Raw genomic sequence first — 14,977 nt, 5'->3', positions numbered from 1 at the left:
ATACAGAATAATCACGCACATAGCGAAACGTAACGGAGGGGACAAAGCATGACGCCAGGTTTATCGTATCGAGAAGTGATCCAGCCAACGGAGCAGGAGCTTCGCGAGCTGGCCGGGCTGCTGGTGGATGTCGTAGCGGATGGGGCTTCCGTCGGGTTTTTGCCGCCACTGGCCTGGGAAGAAGCATACGCCTACTGGGCCTCGGTAACGGGCGAGCAGGTGGTAGTCTGGGTGGCAGCCAATGAAAACGGCATCGTCGGGACAGTCCAGCTCCACCTGGCTGAGCGGCCAAACGGACGGCATCGGGCGGAAATCGCCAAGCTGATGGTGCATCCTTCCGCGCAGCGGCAAGGCATTGGCCGCACGCTGATGCTGCTTGCACAGGCGCGGGCGCTGGCCGAGAACCGCAGCCTGCTCGTTTTGGATACGCGCGCCGAAGATCCGTCCAATCGGCTGTATCAGGCGATGGGGTACCAAGAGGGCGGGAGAATCCCGCACTACGCCATGTCTGCTGACGGCAGCCTGCACGACACGGTGATCTACTACAAACTCATCGTCTCGCAGTAAAGCGTAAGCAGCAGCGAAAAGCAGCGAAAAGCAGCGCCAAGCGGACGAAGCGACGTCCGTGTTTTTTCTTTCGCTTGACAAACCGACCGACGGTTTGTATAGTGGTCGTAAGGAACCGACTTCCATGTCCATTTTCTACAGGAGGATACTATGTCATCGATTCATCAAAACCCCAGCTTCCAATTGCTGCTGACGGCGACAGAGGAATTGATTTTGGAAAAAGGATGCCAGCAGACGACGTTGCAGGACATCATGAAGCGTTCAGGCTTGTCCAAGGGCGCGATCTACCATTACGTAAAAAGCAAGGATGAACTGCTCGGCTTGCTGTTGCAAAGACGTTTTGCCGCCATCAGCCAGCGGTTTTACCAAACCGTAAAAGAAGGGGGAAGCGAATTGACGGGGGCACTCGGGAGTATCTCGCAGGGCTTGCGCCACATTCACAACCCGCGCGATGTGACGAATCTGATCCTGATTTACTTGCTGAGCAAAAGAGAAGACCCGGTGATTGGCGGGATGCTTGTCAAGCTGCACGAGGAGAGCATCCAGACGTCGAAGGAATGGATCGAGGTTGGGCAGCGGGCTGGCGTGATCCCGGCCACGCTCGATGCGGAGAAGGTCGCGATTTTTTTCACGATGATTACGTACGGCATCCGGATGAAGACGCAAATCGCGCCGAATGCGAGCGGACTGACTGTCGATGAAGTGCATCAGATCATGTATCAGACGCTGACCAATGGTTAGCAGAGGGGGAAACAGCGCCATGCTTCTTTTCTCGATTTTCAAAGTGATTCACATCATCGCCGGATTTACCGCCTTGCTCGTATTCTGGCTGCCAATCGTCACCAAAAAGGGCGGAAAGGCGCACGTGCGCTCAGGCTGGGTCTACGTGATCGCGATGGGAGCAGTCGCGATCTCGGCCCTCGTCATGGGCATCTGGCGGATCGGATTCGATCCGGACAAAACGGTCGAGTCCGTCGCCTTCGCCTGGTTCCTCATTTTCATCTCGATTTTGAGCTCGGCGACAGCCTGGTACGGGATTCGCGTGCTGCGGTACAAAAACCGCAAAGCGGCGCATCGCCAACCGGTCGACCTGCTGTTTCCCGCTTTGCTGGTCGCCTCGGGCGCAGCCATGAGCCTGTACGGGGCGACGATCGACTTTACCCTGCTGACCTGGTTTCCGTTCATCGGGATTTTCCTCGGCACGACGCAGCTTGTGTACTGGCTGCGGCCGCCGGGGCGAAAGCTCCACTGGTGGTTTGAGCATCTGGGAGGAATGCTCGGCTGCTGTATCGCGACGATTACGGCCTTTACCGTATTCGGTGCGCCGCGCCTGCTCGGCCTAAGCTCTGTTCACCCGCTCGTCTGGTTTATGCCGACGATCGTCCTCGTCCCCTGTATCATCGGATTTTCCCGCTATTACCACAAAAAATTCAACTCATCCAAAAGCGCATGACTGCATCGGCAAAGCCTCCTCGATGAATGAGGGGGCTTTGCTATTTTTCTAAAAGCCAGTGCCAAAAGTTTTATGGAAAAAACGAAACTTTCCAGCTATTGGCTCGTCTCATTGAAAGAGTAAATTTCGTCCCGAGAGAAAGGAAGGTTGGAAATGGCGAAACTGTCTTTGGCAGCACTTGTTCCGTTGCGTTCAGATATTGCCCACAAGGTCAGCGAGCTCGATCAGGAGCGCGAAAAAAACGCCTTCTGCGTCTATGTGAAAGGCGAGCAAGCGGAGGAGCCGACTCGTTCGTTTGCGCTCATCACGGAAGAGCTGGAGGAAGCGCGCGAAGACTTCCGCGTCATTGACGAGCTGATCCACAGCGCCAATCTCGCCCACAAAATCACCTGGAACAATCAGGAGATCAGCCTTTTTACTGCGATGCAGATTGCGAAGCATATGCGCAAGGAAGCTGCCTCGCTGAAGCGATACGGTTCGATGAAAAAAGAGGAACTGAATACGGGCGGCTACTTCAATGGCGGGGACAAGACGATCACGCGCGCCATGTACGACATTGAAAAAGCGCGGGAAAGCGGCTTGAAGCTGGAGAGAAAAGTCAAGCGCTTGTCCCAGTTGATTGAAGACGAATGCCACAACATTTTTCTGGAGTTTCCGCAGGCCGAAAAATATATCGAGCTGGAAGACTAGGCACAGCTTCATGTGCTTAGCTTAGAAAACGTAACGGATTGCGTTTTGTAAGCTGAGTACATCTCAGCCACAGGAAATCGCGGACAACGCCTATCCTTGTGCGAGACAAGGACCCCTATGAGCGCTGGTCGCTCGTAGAAATGTATGACAGAGCATACGTGCTAATCCTAATTTGTATGGGTAGAACGAATCGCCAGACGCCTATTCGGTTCATCGGTTACTCGTTCGATTCGGCTGGACAACCGCGAACACCAACCTCCCTATTTCGTCCCGTTTCCTGTGCCTTATTCTGAAAATCCAACTCCTTCTCTTTCGGCAGAGAAGGTTTTTTTATGCCGCCACGCTACAATTCCCCTGGGACACGACGGACATACGGCGCTCTTGCTCGCCGTCGCGAAATGGATGGCTGAAAACCGGGAAGCGGTCAAGCCAAACATCGTGTTTTTGTGCGGAAAAAAGAGCGCCTATCCGCATCATCACCCCAAATTTGATATCGACGAGGAAGAGATCGGCACGGCTATTGATCTGTTTCTGAATCTGGTCAAGCATTTCGCGTGACTAGCGGCAAGCGATTCCTGTTTGGGGATCGCTTGTTTTTTTCTTCCGCGGCGAAAAGGGCTGCCGCTTCCCGGGCGCTACTTATGCTACTATGGAAGAAAAAAGGAAGTGAACGGCCGATGAAGCTGCAAAAGGTGACGTTGACGACGAGCAAGCCGGAAGAACTGCTGGCTTTTTACACGCAAGTTTTGCACATGCCGCTGATCGAAAGCACGCCCCGCTCGTTTGCCGTATCGGTAGGGGAAGCCACACTGGCTTTTCAGCGGGCGGAGCAAAAGCCGTTTTACCATTTTGCCTGCGGCATCGCGGAGCGGGCGTTCGATTCGTATGCGGAAGCGATCAGACAGCGCGGCATCGTTTTACGCAGCAAAGACGGGCAGGAGGTCATGCAGTCGTACACGTGGAAAGGAAAGCAGCTCTACTTCGCAGACCCGGAAGGAAACATTTTGGAGCTGCTGGCTTTTCCGACAGAGGCGAAGACGGATTGGCTCTCGATTCAGGAAGTCGGCATGCCCGTTCCCGATGTCGCGGCATTCGCGGCTTCGCTCGCCCCGATCCCGAGCGAATTTGAGGCTGAATCGGAAGTCTTTCGCTTTTACGGCGATCAGGACGGCGTGCTCGTGCTGGTAAAAGCAAACCGCCCGTGGTATCCGACCGACAGAGGGGCCACCATCCATCCTATCGCGATCGAGCTTGCGCCTGAGCCTGAGCCTGAGCGGGGACAGCAGGGGCTTGTGCATACGAGTCCGCCGTTGCCGTACCGGATCGTCTGCTGAACGGAACGGTTGCCGACTGCGTTCCAAAGACAGAGAAGTGGCGCTGCGGGAAATCAGCATCGTGTTTGCTACGCTGATCGGCGTCGTCTGGCTCAAGGAGCAGACACGCACGCATAAAAAAACACCTTCAAGATTGTCCCCGATCTTGCGAAATGATCGGATCGTCTTGAAGGTGTTTTCATCTGTTTCACATGCTTGGGATCAGTTTCGGCAGAGATTACAGCGTGCGCTTGTGCAAACAGCAAATCGATTTCTTGGCAATGAACTTGCGATCAATGAAAAATGCCGTAAAGAAAGCAAGAGCGAGAGTAAGCAGCAGGTGCGCATAGGTCATGAGAGGAAGCGCACTGCCTTCCAGCTTGATATTGTCGAAGCGGTATTCCAAACGCTTTACGCCATGCCGGGCTGTCAGCAGGTCTTCCTGCTTGGCCAGGTCTTCCAATGGAGCTTCAAACACATAACGGTTGGGAGAATCGGCGTGAATGAGCAGAGTCACATCGGCCTTGCCTTTTTCATTCCAAAACTTGATGTCATCGTGAGCCAGCGAAGGCGCGTCGCCGCCAGGGATAATCATTTTATCCAATTGTGGCGCATTCTCGATGGTGTGTCGTGCCACGATGTTGAGGTGATGCTTGGTCGTAAGCGGTGTCATCGTCCTCGAAATGGTCCGAACGCGTGTCGTTCCTGTGTCCGCGTACGAGTCAAAGATCGAAGACAGGGCCAGTTCTTCCATGCCGTCATAGAGCAGCACGCCCATTTGCTTTTTCTGCCAGCGGAATGTGCTATTCAGAATGTAGGTGGAAAATTTGTAGTCGAGAACAAACGGTTCCACTTTTGGATTCGCGACAAATTCGTAATTCGGATAGCTGATTTGTTTGGCAATGCTTGCTGCTGTCGGCTCGCCCACTTGCTGCGAGATGAGGTGAAGCACCGCATCGATACCAGCCGTTTGACCGGATGAAGTCAGCGTATTTCCTTCGTGGACATATCTCACATCCTCTACCCAAGTCGTATCCGGGTAGAATACTCGCAATGACGGAATCGCTTGCCAGTGAGACGCAGCCGATTTTCCTTTCAGCAGACCGGCATCAGCCAGGTTGCCTGACCCCCCGCAAATGCTCAGGAAAGTGGTATCGCTGTTAGCGTGTTTCTGAATCCACTCGCGGGTAGGGGCATATGTCGCTTCATCGATAATGGGCATAAACGGGACTACGATTACGTCAGGGTCTTTCCCCAACAGAGCATCCAACTCTGCATACGTGTAGTGCGGGACGACATCGAGTCCGCCTGACAGAGCTTTGAGGTCTTTGTCGGGTGCGACAGCATAGACATTATACGCTTCTGTCATCGAGAGCAGCGTGTACGGAATGAGAAAATCGAAATCCTCTGTTGTAATCGAAGAATCTCCCAAGACGACTGCAACGGTAGGTTTCGCCGGATCATGAGGGGGAATGGTGACTCCCTCCAGGGAAGGGACGGCCTCTTCGCGGAGCGCGTTGTAAAATTCCTTCTGCGTATGGGAATATCCAAGAAAGCCAAGACCGCCTACAAATACAACCAGACTAAGCAGATACACCGCCAAACGCAACAAAACTTTTTTCACTTTTGATTCCTCCTGTTTACTATACCACCGTAGGGTAATTAGCTTCTAAGAGGAATATAAAGCAGCTATGTGAACTGAATATGAACGGGAACCAAAAAAAGAAAAAAACCGCACGCTGGCGGTTTTTCACTGCGGCAAGGTCACTTCAAACGTCGCTCCTTTTCCTGCTTCACCTAAAACCCGAATGTTTCCCCGATGCCCGTCAATGATTTGCTTCACGATGGACAACCCAAGGCCGTTTCCTTTTACGGCAGAATTGCGAGCTTTGTCTACTTTGTAAAAAGGCTTGAAAATGTGAGCCCTTTCTTCTTCAGGAATCCCGATTCCGTTATCGGAAATGGAAACGATGCACTGATTGCCTTTCTTGACAGCCGTGATTTGAATCGTGCCGTTTATAGGTGTGAATTTGATGCTATTGCTCAGCAGATTGATCCACACCTGGCTGAACTGGTCCTCGTCTGCTTCTATCATGAGCGGCTCCAGATGAAGGTCGAAGTCGATCTGTTTGGTTTCCCAGTGTGGAGCAAGCGCAATCACGACCTTGCGAATCTGCTCGTCGAGACGATACGTCTTGGTGCGCAGCGGCATGTTCTCTTGCTGCAGTTGGGATAATTGCAGCAAATTTTGGCTCAACCGAGACAGTCTCTCGCTCTCTTCTTCGATAATGGTCAAATAGCGAAGGCGGTTTTCCTCGCTTACTTCCTTGTGCTTCAACGCCTTTGTGAAACCGGAAATCGAAGTTAAAGGGGAACCGATCTCATGCGAGACGTTGGAGACGAAATCCCGCCGCATTTGATCCAGCATTCCGAGCTTTTTGGCCATCTGGTTGAAGCTGGCGCTCAAGATTCCGATCTCGTCTTTGCGCTTGATAGGTACTTCTACTGCGAACTCTCCTTCCGCCATTCGCCGGGTGGCTTCGGTCAATTGAACAATCGGCTTGACCAGGTAACGGGCGGCGATGAGAATCAAAAAGCTTCCGATGAACAGGATTAAACCGTACAGCAAATGAATCGAATTCATCAATTCTTCGTCAGCGCTGTTTCGTTTCAGCGTCACGAACAAGGCATAAGGCTGTCCGTCCACCTGAAAAGGCAGGCCAATTACAGGCAGTGCAGCTTCATGGGAAGCAGAAGTGTCGCTTCGCAGCAGATCGGTTAGCTTTTCACCAGCGAGGACACGCGCGACATCACGAGGCTCCACCTGCAACGAGGCTCCTTTCTCGGCGAGGAGCGGAACGCCCTCTGCATTGTAAAGCTGCGTATGGGTTAGGGAAAGGCCCGACAAGTGCTGCATGAGCGGAACCAGCTCTGCGGTGGGAGTGGATTGGTAGGTGGCGATCATTTGGCTTCCGTTTTCGATGAGCATGTCTCGGACGATGCCTTTGGCGCGTTCTTCATACAGCCAGGTCGTAATGAAAAAAGCCGTCACCAGGCTGAGCATGACGATTCCGACGAATACGAGCACGACCCGTGTATAGAGCGATTTCATTGCGCTGTTACCTCCAGTCGATAGCCCAAACCGCGAATCGTCACGATGCGAAATCCGGATTCGGCTTCGGGGAACCGCTCGCGAAGCCGCTTGATATGCACATCTACCGTTCGTTCGTCCCCTTCATAATCGAGCCCCCAAATTTGTTAGATCAATGTTTCGCGAGTAAATAATTGCCCGGCATAGTTGCCCAGTTTGTACAGCAGTTCAAATTCTTTCATGGGGATCGTTTTGGTCTGTCCGTCTGCGTATACCACCAGATAGCGTGAACGGTCCAACGAAAGATGGCCAAGCGTAATGATGTTGGATACCGAAATGCGATACCGCTTGAGCAGTGCCTTTACGCGCAGAACCAGTTCTACGGGATCAAACGGCTTTACCAGATAATCATCGGTCCCCAGCTTGAATCCATGGATGCGGTCCTGCGCCTCGCCTTTGGCGGTAATCATGATGATCGGCATATCGCCAAACTCACGCAGTTTGGAGCATAGCTCCCAGCCGTCCATTTGCGGCATCATGATGTCGATAACCGCCAAATCCACGGCATGATTTTCCGCGTATGCCAATGCGTCTGCTCCATTTGTTTTTTCTACAATGTCAAACCCCTCGTCTTTTAAGTACAATGCGACCAATTCCCGAATGTGCGGGTCGTCATCGACCACTAATGCCCTTGGCACGCTCATCCGCTCCTTTCCGTTCTGCATATCAGGACCGTCATTACTGCATTTTTACCATTTACTATAGGGCCTTCTGTTTTTGGGAACAAGTAGCAAGTCTTGCCCACTGGCGGTCAAACGTTTGTATGCAAAAGGAGCTTACCCGCACCTGCGTTTTATCAGGCCACGCGTCGAGCGGGAGTGGATGCTCGGGCTGACAGCGGCACAGCTTGCGCAAGTCGCCGAATGGGAAAAAGACATGTGGAACGGCATCCACGGCTACATCGGCATTCACGGTGAGACGAATGACAGCGAGTATAAAGACGTGCCAGAGGAAAAGCAGCGGCTGCTTGCCGAAGCTTTTCAACCCATGGCGCACCGCGTCGACAATGAAATCAAAGGAATCCGTATTCATTACCCGACGGCGGCAACCGCGCAAAAGGCAAACATGAGCACAGACGCTTTCGAGGACTTTTTCTTCGACGTCTGCTCGTTTGACTACCGGAAAATGGCCAAGGCAAGCACGCCGCTGTAAGAGCTGATGGACAAAACGGATCAAGTGCGGATAGTGGGGCCGGGAACCGACCTGGCTTTTTCCATCAAAGGAATCGGCAAACAGGTGGCGGTCGGCAAGCGGAATATGCCGGACGGGGAAGTGTACACAGCGCCCGTGCGCGGCTCGCTCCACGGAACGATCCAGTACAACGCGCCAAGCCGCTACAGAGGGACGGCTTTTGACAACGTGCGCTTCACGTTTCGCGAGGGCAAGATCGTCGAGGCGACGGCGAATCATACCGAGAAGCTGAACGAAATACTGGATACGGATGAGGGAGCGCGCTACATCGGAGAGTTTGCGATTGCGTTTCATCCGCACATTTTGCACCCGATCGGCGACATTTTGTTCGATGAAAAAATCGCCGGGAGCTTCCACCTGACGCCGGGACAGGCGTACGATTCGGCGGACAACGGCAATCGCAGCACGATTCACTGGGATTTGATCGCGATTCAAAGGCCGGAGTACGGCGGCGGGGAAATCTGGTTTGACGACGTGTTGATCCGCAAAGACGGAAGGTTCGTGCACGAGGCTTTACTGGGGCTGAATCCGGAGCAGTTGATTTTGTAGGAGGGCAGATGCGCCCTCCTTTTTTATTTCAGCTTAAAGACGAGCACGCCTGCGATCATGATGCCGATTCCCAGCAGTTTGTTTGCGCCAAGCGGGACTTTTTCCACGCCGAACAAGCCGAGAGAGTCGATGAGCAGGGCGACGAGCAACTGGGAGATGAGCAGGATGGAGACGGAGTAGGCCGGGCCGATCAAGGTGATGCCTTTCATGACGCTGAAAACGATCAGCGCCCCGAATACGCCTCCGAGCAAGTACAGCTTGTTCACTTCCTCGATTTTTTGCCAGTCCCCGTCGCGGACGATGGCGAAGACGGCGAGCGAGACGAGGAAGCCCAGCCCGTGGACGATGGCGTTCGTTTGCCACAGGCCCAGCTTGTCGCTCGCCTGGGCATTGAAGACGCTCTGCAAGCAGATGAACACGCCTGCGAGCAGCGAAAACAGAATGCCTTGCATGCTTTTCACGCCCTCCTATGCGGCCATTTATTCGTAAATGTTGCCGCTCGCAAGCTCCACGACTTTTTTTCGATTGCGAATGTGCAACGCCCCTCTTTTCCGCTCGATGATGCCGGACGCGCTCATGCTCTGAATGACCCGGTTCAGATGACGGTAGCTCGTGCCGAGCAGCTCCGCTACTTCTGTGAGCTTCGCCGTCTTCAATTCGTCTGAGGCAGTCGGCTGCGTGCCGCCTTCGAGGGTGGAGAGCAGGTAGCTTGCGAAGCGGTTTTCCACCGGATACAGCAAATTCAGGCTCGTCGAGTTGGACGAGGTGTACAGCTTGTGGCTGATTTTTTGCAGGATGAACTGTAAAAAGCCCGGATGGTTCTGGTAGCGCTCGTGCAATACTTTGAAGGGCAAGGCAATCAGCTTGCCCGGATGGACAAATTCAACCGTGTTGCGCGCCTCCAGCCGCGTGACGAACTCCACGTCGCCGATGATCGCCAGCGGGTTGTTGAAGCGCAGCAGCAGCGACTTGCCGTTGGGGAGCGTCGTGAAAATTTTGATTTTGCCTTCGACGACGAAGTACATGTGCTGGAGCACGTCGCCTTTGGCGCACAACAGCTCGCCTTTTTCCGCCTGGTACAGATGCATTTCGCGGATGGCGGCAGCGTCGAACAGCTCGTGCAGACAACTGTTTTCGATAAAAGCGTGGAGCACAGCTCGATCGTGTATTTCCTTCATGGCAATCCTCCGAGAAAAAAGGATGGGGCAGACGGCATCTTCTATAGTAAAAGACTGGGGGGCGAGAAAAAAGGACATATGTCCTGTTGGCTGAAAGTGTGGCCGTGCAGGCGCTCGCTTTGCCAGAGAGTAGCAGGAATATCCCGCTTTGTTCCAGAACTATACGGGTAGGTATTACAGAGAGAAACGAGGGAGCTGGTAGCGTGACTGTACGTGCAGAAGAAACGGTTATCGGGTTTGTAGGAACGGGCGTCATGGGCAAAAGCATGGCGGGACATTTTTTGCGGGCAGGGTATCGGGTGCTCGTTTATACGCGCACGAAGGCAAAAGCCGAGGAACTGCTGGCGGCAGGAGCAGTCTGGAAGGAACGGGTAAGCGAGCTGGCTGCTGAAGCCAATGTCATCATTACGATGGTCGGATACCCGTCTGATGTGGAAGAAGTGTACCTTGGGCCTGAGGGCATCATTTCGCATGCGAAGCCGGGTACTTTTTTGATCGATATGACAACGTCGAAGCCTTCGCTCGCCCAAAAAATATACGAGGAAGCGAAAAAGCATGCGCTGCATGCGCTGGACGCCCCGGTGTCCGGCGGAGATGTCGGAGCGCGGGAAGCGCGGCTTGCGATCATGGTCGGCGGCGATCAGGAAGCGTTCGACGCGGTGGAGCCGCTGCTTGCGGTCATGGGCAAAAACGTCGTTCTCCAGGGCGGCCCTGGTGCCGGACAGCATACGAAAATGTGCAACCAAATCTGCATCGCGACCAATATGATCGGCGTGTGCGAAGCGATCGCCTACGCGAAAAAAGCGGGATTGGACCCGGCGCGCGTGCTGACGAGCATCGAAGCGGGAGCGGCGGGCAGTTGGTCTTTGTCCAATCTGGCTCCGCGGATGATTGCGGGCAATTACGCGCCCGGCTTTTACATCAAGCATTTTATCAAGGACATGGGCATCGCCCTGGAAGCGGCCGAGGAGATGGGACTGTTGACGCCTGGGCTCGCGCTGTCCAAGTCGCTCTATGAGGAGCTTGCGGAAAAAGGCGAGGCAGACAGCGGGACACAGGCGCTGATTAAATGGTTTGAACGCGAGTAGCACAATTTGGAAAGAGTAAAGCAAACAAAAAAGGAGCCCGCACGAGAAGGGCTCCTTTTGCTTGGTTATGTCGAGGATTGAGGCGGCTGTCCGTTTTCCTATTTGGCATTGACCCGCACGTCCAGCACTTCTTTGGAAACAGGTCTGTTTTTGGACATCGGGGTTCCCATTTTTTTTACTTCCAAAATGTCGAGCAAAAATACAAACGACGGAATCCCCACGATCAGTCCCCAGACGCCGAAGAAGTGTTCGGAGAAGATCAGGACGACGAACGTGTAAAAAATCGGCAGATGGGTCTTCGACGCCATCAGGCGAGGGTTGAGGACGTAAGCTTCCATGGCGTGAATCAGCATGATGAACACCAGCAGGTAGATCACCGTAGGCAAGCCGCCGATGCTAAAGGCGATGGCGCTGAGCGGAATCAGGGAAATGATGACGCCGGCCACGGGGATCAGCCCGAGCACGAACACCATCAGCGCCAGGCCAAACAAGTTCGGGAAGCCGAGAATCCACAGGCCGATGACCGTGAACACAGTGTTGAACAGGGCGATCAGCAACTGGGTTTCAATGACTTTTCCAAAGGTCAAAATAAACTTTTGGCTGAAATATTCAATCTCGTTGTACAGCCACGACAGCTTGCTGGTGCGGAACTGCGCGGTAAACGCGATCACGTTGTCCTTGCCCAGCAGGAAAAACAGGCTGAGCAGCAGCGCCAGAAACAGGTTGAAGCCCATGTCCTTGACGACCGTCAAAAAGTCAAGACTCCCTTTGACAAGCCCTTTCATGTCAAGCTTGTCTAGGGCGGACATGAGATAAGGCGCAAATTCGTTATGCTGGTTTTCCCGCACCACCTGCTCGATGAGGTGGATCAATTGCCCGGTTTGATGAATCAGGGCCGGGAAAGCTTTCATCCCTCCGCCAACCAGAAAGGCCGTCAACAGTGCGTAGAGGGCTATGAGAATCAATTTGGGATGGACGGGCACGAGCTTGTGGGTCGCCCTGGTGAGAAACAGGTGCAGCCGATCCATCAAAAATGTGACGAGAAACGTGAGCAAAACGACATTGAGCATGCTTCCGAGCGAGTAGAGCAGGAAGCAAAACAACGCCAAAATACCGAAACGTCTGAAATCCTTATTTTGCAAGACGGTGAGCAAGTTCATGGGAACATCCTTTCCAATTTCGAGACGCGCTATTTTCTATGCTAAGCTTACCGTAACGATGTGTATTTCCTGTGTCTTTTTTTGGCGAATGCTGTAATTATCACACCATCCAAGGAAGGGAGAGCCATCCATGAAGCGACAGGTGCTGCTTGTCGAAGACGAGAGCCGCATCCGCGAAATCGTCGCGGACTACTTCGAACAGGAGCAATGGATTGTACACGAAGCGGAAAACGGAAAGCAAGCCATTCAGATGCTGGAAAGCCTCCGGGTCGATCTGGTCATTCTCGACATTTTGATGCCGGAGATGGATGGCTGGACGGTTTGCAAAGAAATCCGCACAACCTCTGATGTGCCGATCATCATCCTCACCGCCAAGTCCGAAGAAGACGACAAGATGCAAGGCTTTGAGCTTGGCGCCGACGATTACGTCACGAAGCCGTTCAGCCCGCGAGTGCTGGTCGCCAGGGCCAACTCCTTGATGAAGCGGGTTGAGGGCACGGTCAGAGGAACCGACCATCTGCTGCGCTTCGGCCAGGTCGTCATTAATCGGCATGCCCGGCGCATGAAGATCAGGGGCGAAGAAATCGACCTCGCCCCGAAAGAGTATGAGTTGCTCGTCTATCTTATCAAAAATGCCGGGATCGTGCTGTCGCGGGAAACGATCATGGATCACGTCTGGGGCTTCGACTACTTTGGCGATTTGCGCGTCGTCGACACCCATATCAAGAAGCTTCGCAGCAAGCTCGGCAGCGAAGCGCGACACATCCGGACAGTTATCAAGGCAGGCTATACGTTCGAGGAAGAGCGATGAAAAAATGGGGCGTCACACTCAAGCTGTTTGCCATCACTTCATCGTGTTTCCTGTTGTTTTATACGATTATCATGATCGGTCAGTTACTTTTTTTTGAGCAATTTTATCAATCGAAAAAGCTGGACGACCTGGAGAAGAAGCTCGAAGCGTTTGCCAAAGAGTACGTCTCGCGGGAATGGGACGCAGAGAGCATGGCCCGGGAGTTGTCCGTTTTTATCAGCCGCAACAAGACGCAACTGGCGATTGTCAGCCCAAACGGCCAGGTGAAGTACGACAATCCGTTTCGCATCGTCATTCGCGATCGCGAAGGCAAAAACGTGAAAATCTCGCTGTCCCTGCTCCCGGAGGAAGACCGCAGCGCCCTTTTGAGCGCGAATCTGCACAAAGGCGACCGGATTGAAGCGATCGGCGTCTTTGAGGAAGGGCTGCTGCAGGAGATGTTTTATCCGCGCGTCATTAAAAAAGCGGGGGCAGCCGATATCGGCACGTTGCGAGGGAGCGACACGACTCTGACGCTGTCGACTGTCTCCGGCGAAATTACCGAGCTGTTTTTGCCTGCGCCCAACCAGTGGAATTTGCGGCAAGGGATTCTGTTTCATGTGCTGAAGGACTTATTCCCGTTATCGGAGGAACGCAAACGCGCGCTGGAGGGCGGAAGCGTGCTGGAGGAGGAATGGGTGGAGCCGTGGAGCGGCGTGCGCAGCCTGGTTGCGATTCACCCGATCGTACAGGACGGGCGGCTCAGTGAACTGGTCGTCGCCCTCACCTCCTTGCAGCAGATCAGCGAGGCAAACGATGCACTGCGGCTGTTTTACGTCTACATCGGAATCGGCGGCTTCGCGCTGATCCTGCTGTTGTCCCTGCTTTTGTCCAAAATCGTCACCAAGCCGCTACTTTCCTTAAACAAAAGCGCCCTGCGCATGGCGCGGCTCGACTTCTCGGTCAAGTCGCCGATTATCCGCAACGACGAGTTCGGCAGCCTGGCGCGCAGTCTGAACACGATGGCGGAAAAGCTGGATGTGACGCTGCGGGAGTTGCAGCAAGCCAACGAACAACTGCGCAGCGAGATGGACCACAAGCAGCGGATGGAGCTGATCCAGAAGGAGTTTGTCTCCAATGCCTCGCACGAGCTGAAAACGCCGCTGAGCATCGTGAAAAGCTTCGCGGAAGGGCTGCGGGACGGCGTCGGCGAGAACAAGCGCGAGCGCTACATCGAGGTCATCCTCGACGAGACGGAAAAAATGGAGGAACTCGTCCGCGATTTGCTGGAGCTGGCCAAGCTGGAGTCGAAGACGATCAAGCTGAAAAAGAGCTGGTTTTTCTTAAGCGAGCTGACGGAGGAAATCGTCGAGCGGCTGATGCATCATTTCCGCGAAAAAGAGCTGCGGGCCGTGACGATTTTGGCCAACGAGGAAGCGCTGTACGCCGATCAGGAGAAAATCGAGCAAGTGTTGCTCAACATGCTGGTCAACGCCATCCGCCATGCGAATCCGGGCAGCGAGATTACCGTGCGGATCGAAGGCGAGGCGCAAGCGCTGCGCGTCACGATTGAAAATGAAGGCGAGCAAATCCCGCAGGAGCAACTCGCTTTTGTCTGGGACCGCTTTTACCGGATTGAGCGCTCGCGAAACCGCAAGACAGGCGGGACCGGGCTCGGACTTGCCATCGTCCGGCACATTCTGGAACTGCATGAAGCCTCCTACAGTGTGCGAAATACGAAGACAGGCGTCGCTTTTTCCTTTTCGCTGCCCACCCATGGAAAAGGAAAGTGAAACCAACGTGGCCGTTTGCGCGTCTGACTGATAGCAAGCAAAAAGCACAGGGGG

The 14,977-nt window shown here is 53.8% G+C and carries 14 protein-coding genes and 2 pseudogenes; 10 read left to right on the top strand and 6 right to left on the bottom strand.

The features are described 5' to 3' along the window. Nucleotides 1–48 precede the first annotated feature (48 nt). The 6 genes from AC3WJN_RS18030 to AC3WJN_RS18005 all read left to right on the top strand — a co-directional run bounded on the left by AC3WJN_RS18030 (nucleotide 49) and on the right by AC3WJN_RS18005 (nucleotide 4,044). The gene (locus tag AC3WJN_RS18030) at nucleotides 49–567 is read left to right on the top strand and encodes a GNAT family N-acetyltransferase (protein WP_005830432.1); all 519 of its coding nucleotides are present in this window, start codon (nucleotides 49–51) and stop codon (nucleotides 565–567) included. Nucleotides 568–717: 150 nt separating this feature from the next. Further along, complete coding sequence (locus AC3WJN_RS18025; RefSeq protein WP_007784388.1) at nucleotides 718–1,308, top strand: TetR/AcrR family transcriptional regulator; 591 nt, start codon at nucleotides 718–720, stop codon at nucleotides 1,306–1,308. A 19-nt stretch (nucleotides 1,309–1,327) separates the two neighbouring features. Further along, nucleotides 1,328–2,020, top strand: a complete 693-nt coding sequence (locus AC3WJN_RS18020; RefSeq protein WP_005830428.1) for a DUF2306 domain-containing protein — start codon at nucleotides 1,328–1,330, stop codon at nucleotides 2,018–2,020. Between the two features lie 153 nt (nucleotides 2,021–2,173). After that, nucleotides 2,174–2,710, top strand: a complete 537-nt coding sequence (locus AC3WJN_RS18015) for a hypothetical protein (RefSeq protein WP_005830426.1) — start codon at nucleotides 2,174–2,176, stop codon at nucleotides 2,708–2,710. Nucleotides 2,711–3,091: 381 nt separating this feature from the next. Then, complete coding sequence (locus AC3WJN_RS18010; RefSeq protein ID WP_157179540.1) at nucleotides 3,092–3,268, top strand: hypothetical protein; 177 nt, start codon at nucleotides 3,092–3,094, stop codon at nucleotides 3,266–3,268. 119 nt (nucleotides 3,269–3,387) lie between these two features. Further along, entirely contained in the window at nucleotides 3,388–4,044 is a 657-nt protein-coding gene (locus tag AC3WJN_RS18005; protein WP_007784385.1) for a VOC family protein, read from the top strand. 217 nt (nucleotides 4,045–4,261) lie between these two features. Here the strand turns inward: AC3WJN_RS18005 and AC3WJN_RS18000 are convergent, their stop codons facing one another. From AC3WJN_RS18000 to AC3WJN_RS17990, 3 genes and pseudogenes are all read right to left on the bottom strand, one after another. Further along, on the bottom strand, nucleotides 4,262–5,647 hold the full coding sequence (locus tag AC3WJN_RS18000; RefSeq protein ID WP_005830421.1) for a DJ-1/PfpI family protein: 1,386 nt from the start codon (nucleotides 5,645–5,647) through the stop codon (nucleotides 4,262–4,264). A gap of 126 nt (nucleotides 5,648–5,773) precedes the next feature. After that, on the bottom strand, nucleotides 5,774–7,135 hold the full coding sequence (locus tag AC3WJN_RS17995; protein ID WP_007784381.1) for a sensor histidine kinase: 1,362 nt from the start codon (nucleotides 7,133–7,135) through the stop codon (nucleotides 5,774–5,776). Next, a pseudogene (locus AC3WJN_RS17990) lies at nucleotides 7,132–7,812 on the bottom strand (response regulator transcription factor). Before AC3WJN_RS17990 ends, AC3WJN_RS17995 begins: the two are co-directional and overlap by 4 nt. 391 nt (nucleotides 7,813–8,203) lie before the next feature. On the opposite strand from AC3WJN_RS17990, the pseudogene AC3WJN_RS17985 reads away from it, so the two are divergent. Then, nucleotides 8,204–8,914 (top strand): annotated as a pseudogene (locus AC3WJN_RS17985) (aminopeptidase); the annotation flags it as partial. 23 nt (nucleotides 8,915–8,937) lie between these two features. On the opposite strand, the gene AC3WJN_RS17980 reads toward AC3WJN_RS17985, so the two are convergent. Together AC3WJN_RS17980 and AC3WJN_RS17975 are read right to left on the bottom strand one after the other, a co-directional pair. Beyond that, nucleotides 8,938–9,366 (bottom strand): DMT family transporter, encoded by a 429-nt coding sequence (locus tag AC3WJN_RS17980; protein WP_007784372.1) that lies wholly within the window; start codon nucleotides 9,364–9,366, stop codon nucleotides 8,938–8,940. Nucleotides 9,367–9,393: 27 nt separating this feature from the next. Beyond that, nucleotides 9,394–10,092: a cyclic nucleotide-binding domain-containing protein gene (locus tag AC3WJN_RS17975; RefSeq protein ID WP_007784370.1), complete on the bottom strand. Its 699-nt coding sequence runs from the start codon at nucleotides 10,090–10,092 to the stop codon at nucleotides 9,394–9,396. Between the two features lie 98 nt (nucleotides 10,093–10,190). Between AC3WJN_RS17975 and AC3WJN_RS17970 the strand changes: the two genes are divergently transcribed. Beyond that, nucleotides 10,191–11,180: an NAD(P)-dependent oxidoreductase gene (locus tag AC3WJN_RS17970; RefSeq protein ID WP_307723498.1), complete on the top strand. Its 990-nt coding sequence runs from the start codon at nucleotides 10,191–10,193 to the stop codon at nucleotides 11,178–11,180. 98 nt (nucleotides 11,181–11,278) lie between these two features. On the opposite strand, the gene AC3WJN_RS17965 is transcribed toward AC3WJN_RS17970, so the two are convergent. Further along, nucleotides 11,279–12,340, bottom strand: coding sequence for an AI-2E family transporter (locus tag AC3WJN_RS17965; RefSeq protein ID WP_007784367.1), 1,062 nt, complete (start codon nucleotides 12,338–12,340; stop codon nucleotides 11,279–11,281). A gap of 130 nt (nucleotides 12,341–12,470) precedes the next feature. Here AC3WJN_RS17965 and AC3WJN_RS17960 point away from each other — a divergent pair, with 130 nt between their 5' ends. Together AC3WJN_RS17960 and AC3WJN_RS17955 are read left to right on the top strand one after the other, a co-directional pair. Continuing rightward, nucleotides 12,471–13,151 (top strand): response regulator transcription factor, encoded by a 681-nt coding sequence (locus tag AC3WJN_RS17960; RefSeq protein WP_005830406.1) that lies wholly within the window; start codon nucleotides 12,471–12,473, stop codon nucleotides 13,149–13,151. After that, nucleotides 13,148–14,923, top strand: coding sequence for a sensor histidine kinase (locus AC3WJN_RS17955; RefSeq protein WP_007784363.1), 1,776 nt, complete (start codon nucleotides 13,148–13,150; stop codon nucleotides 14,921–14,923). Before AC3WJN_RS17960 ends, AC3WJN_RS17955 begins: the two co-directional genes overlap by 4 nt. Nucleotides 14,924–14,977 lie beyond the last annotated feature (54 nt).

The organism is Brevibacillus sp. FW306-2-1A-C05A (assembly GCF_058781555.1).
The sequence above is the reverse complement of the archived record's forward strand: the minus strand, read 5'-3'. Positions and strand labels throughout refer to the sequence as shown.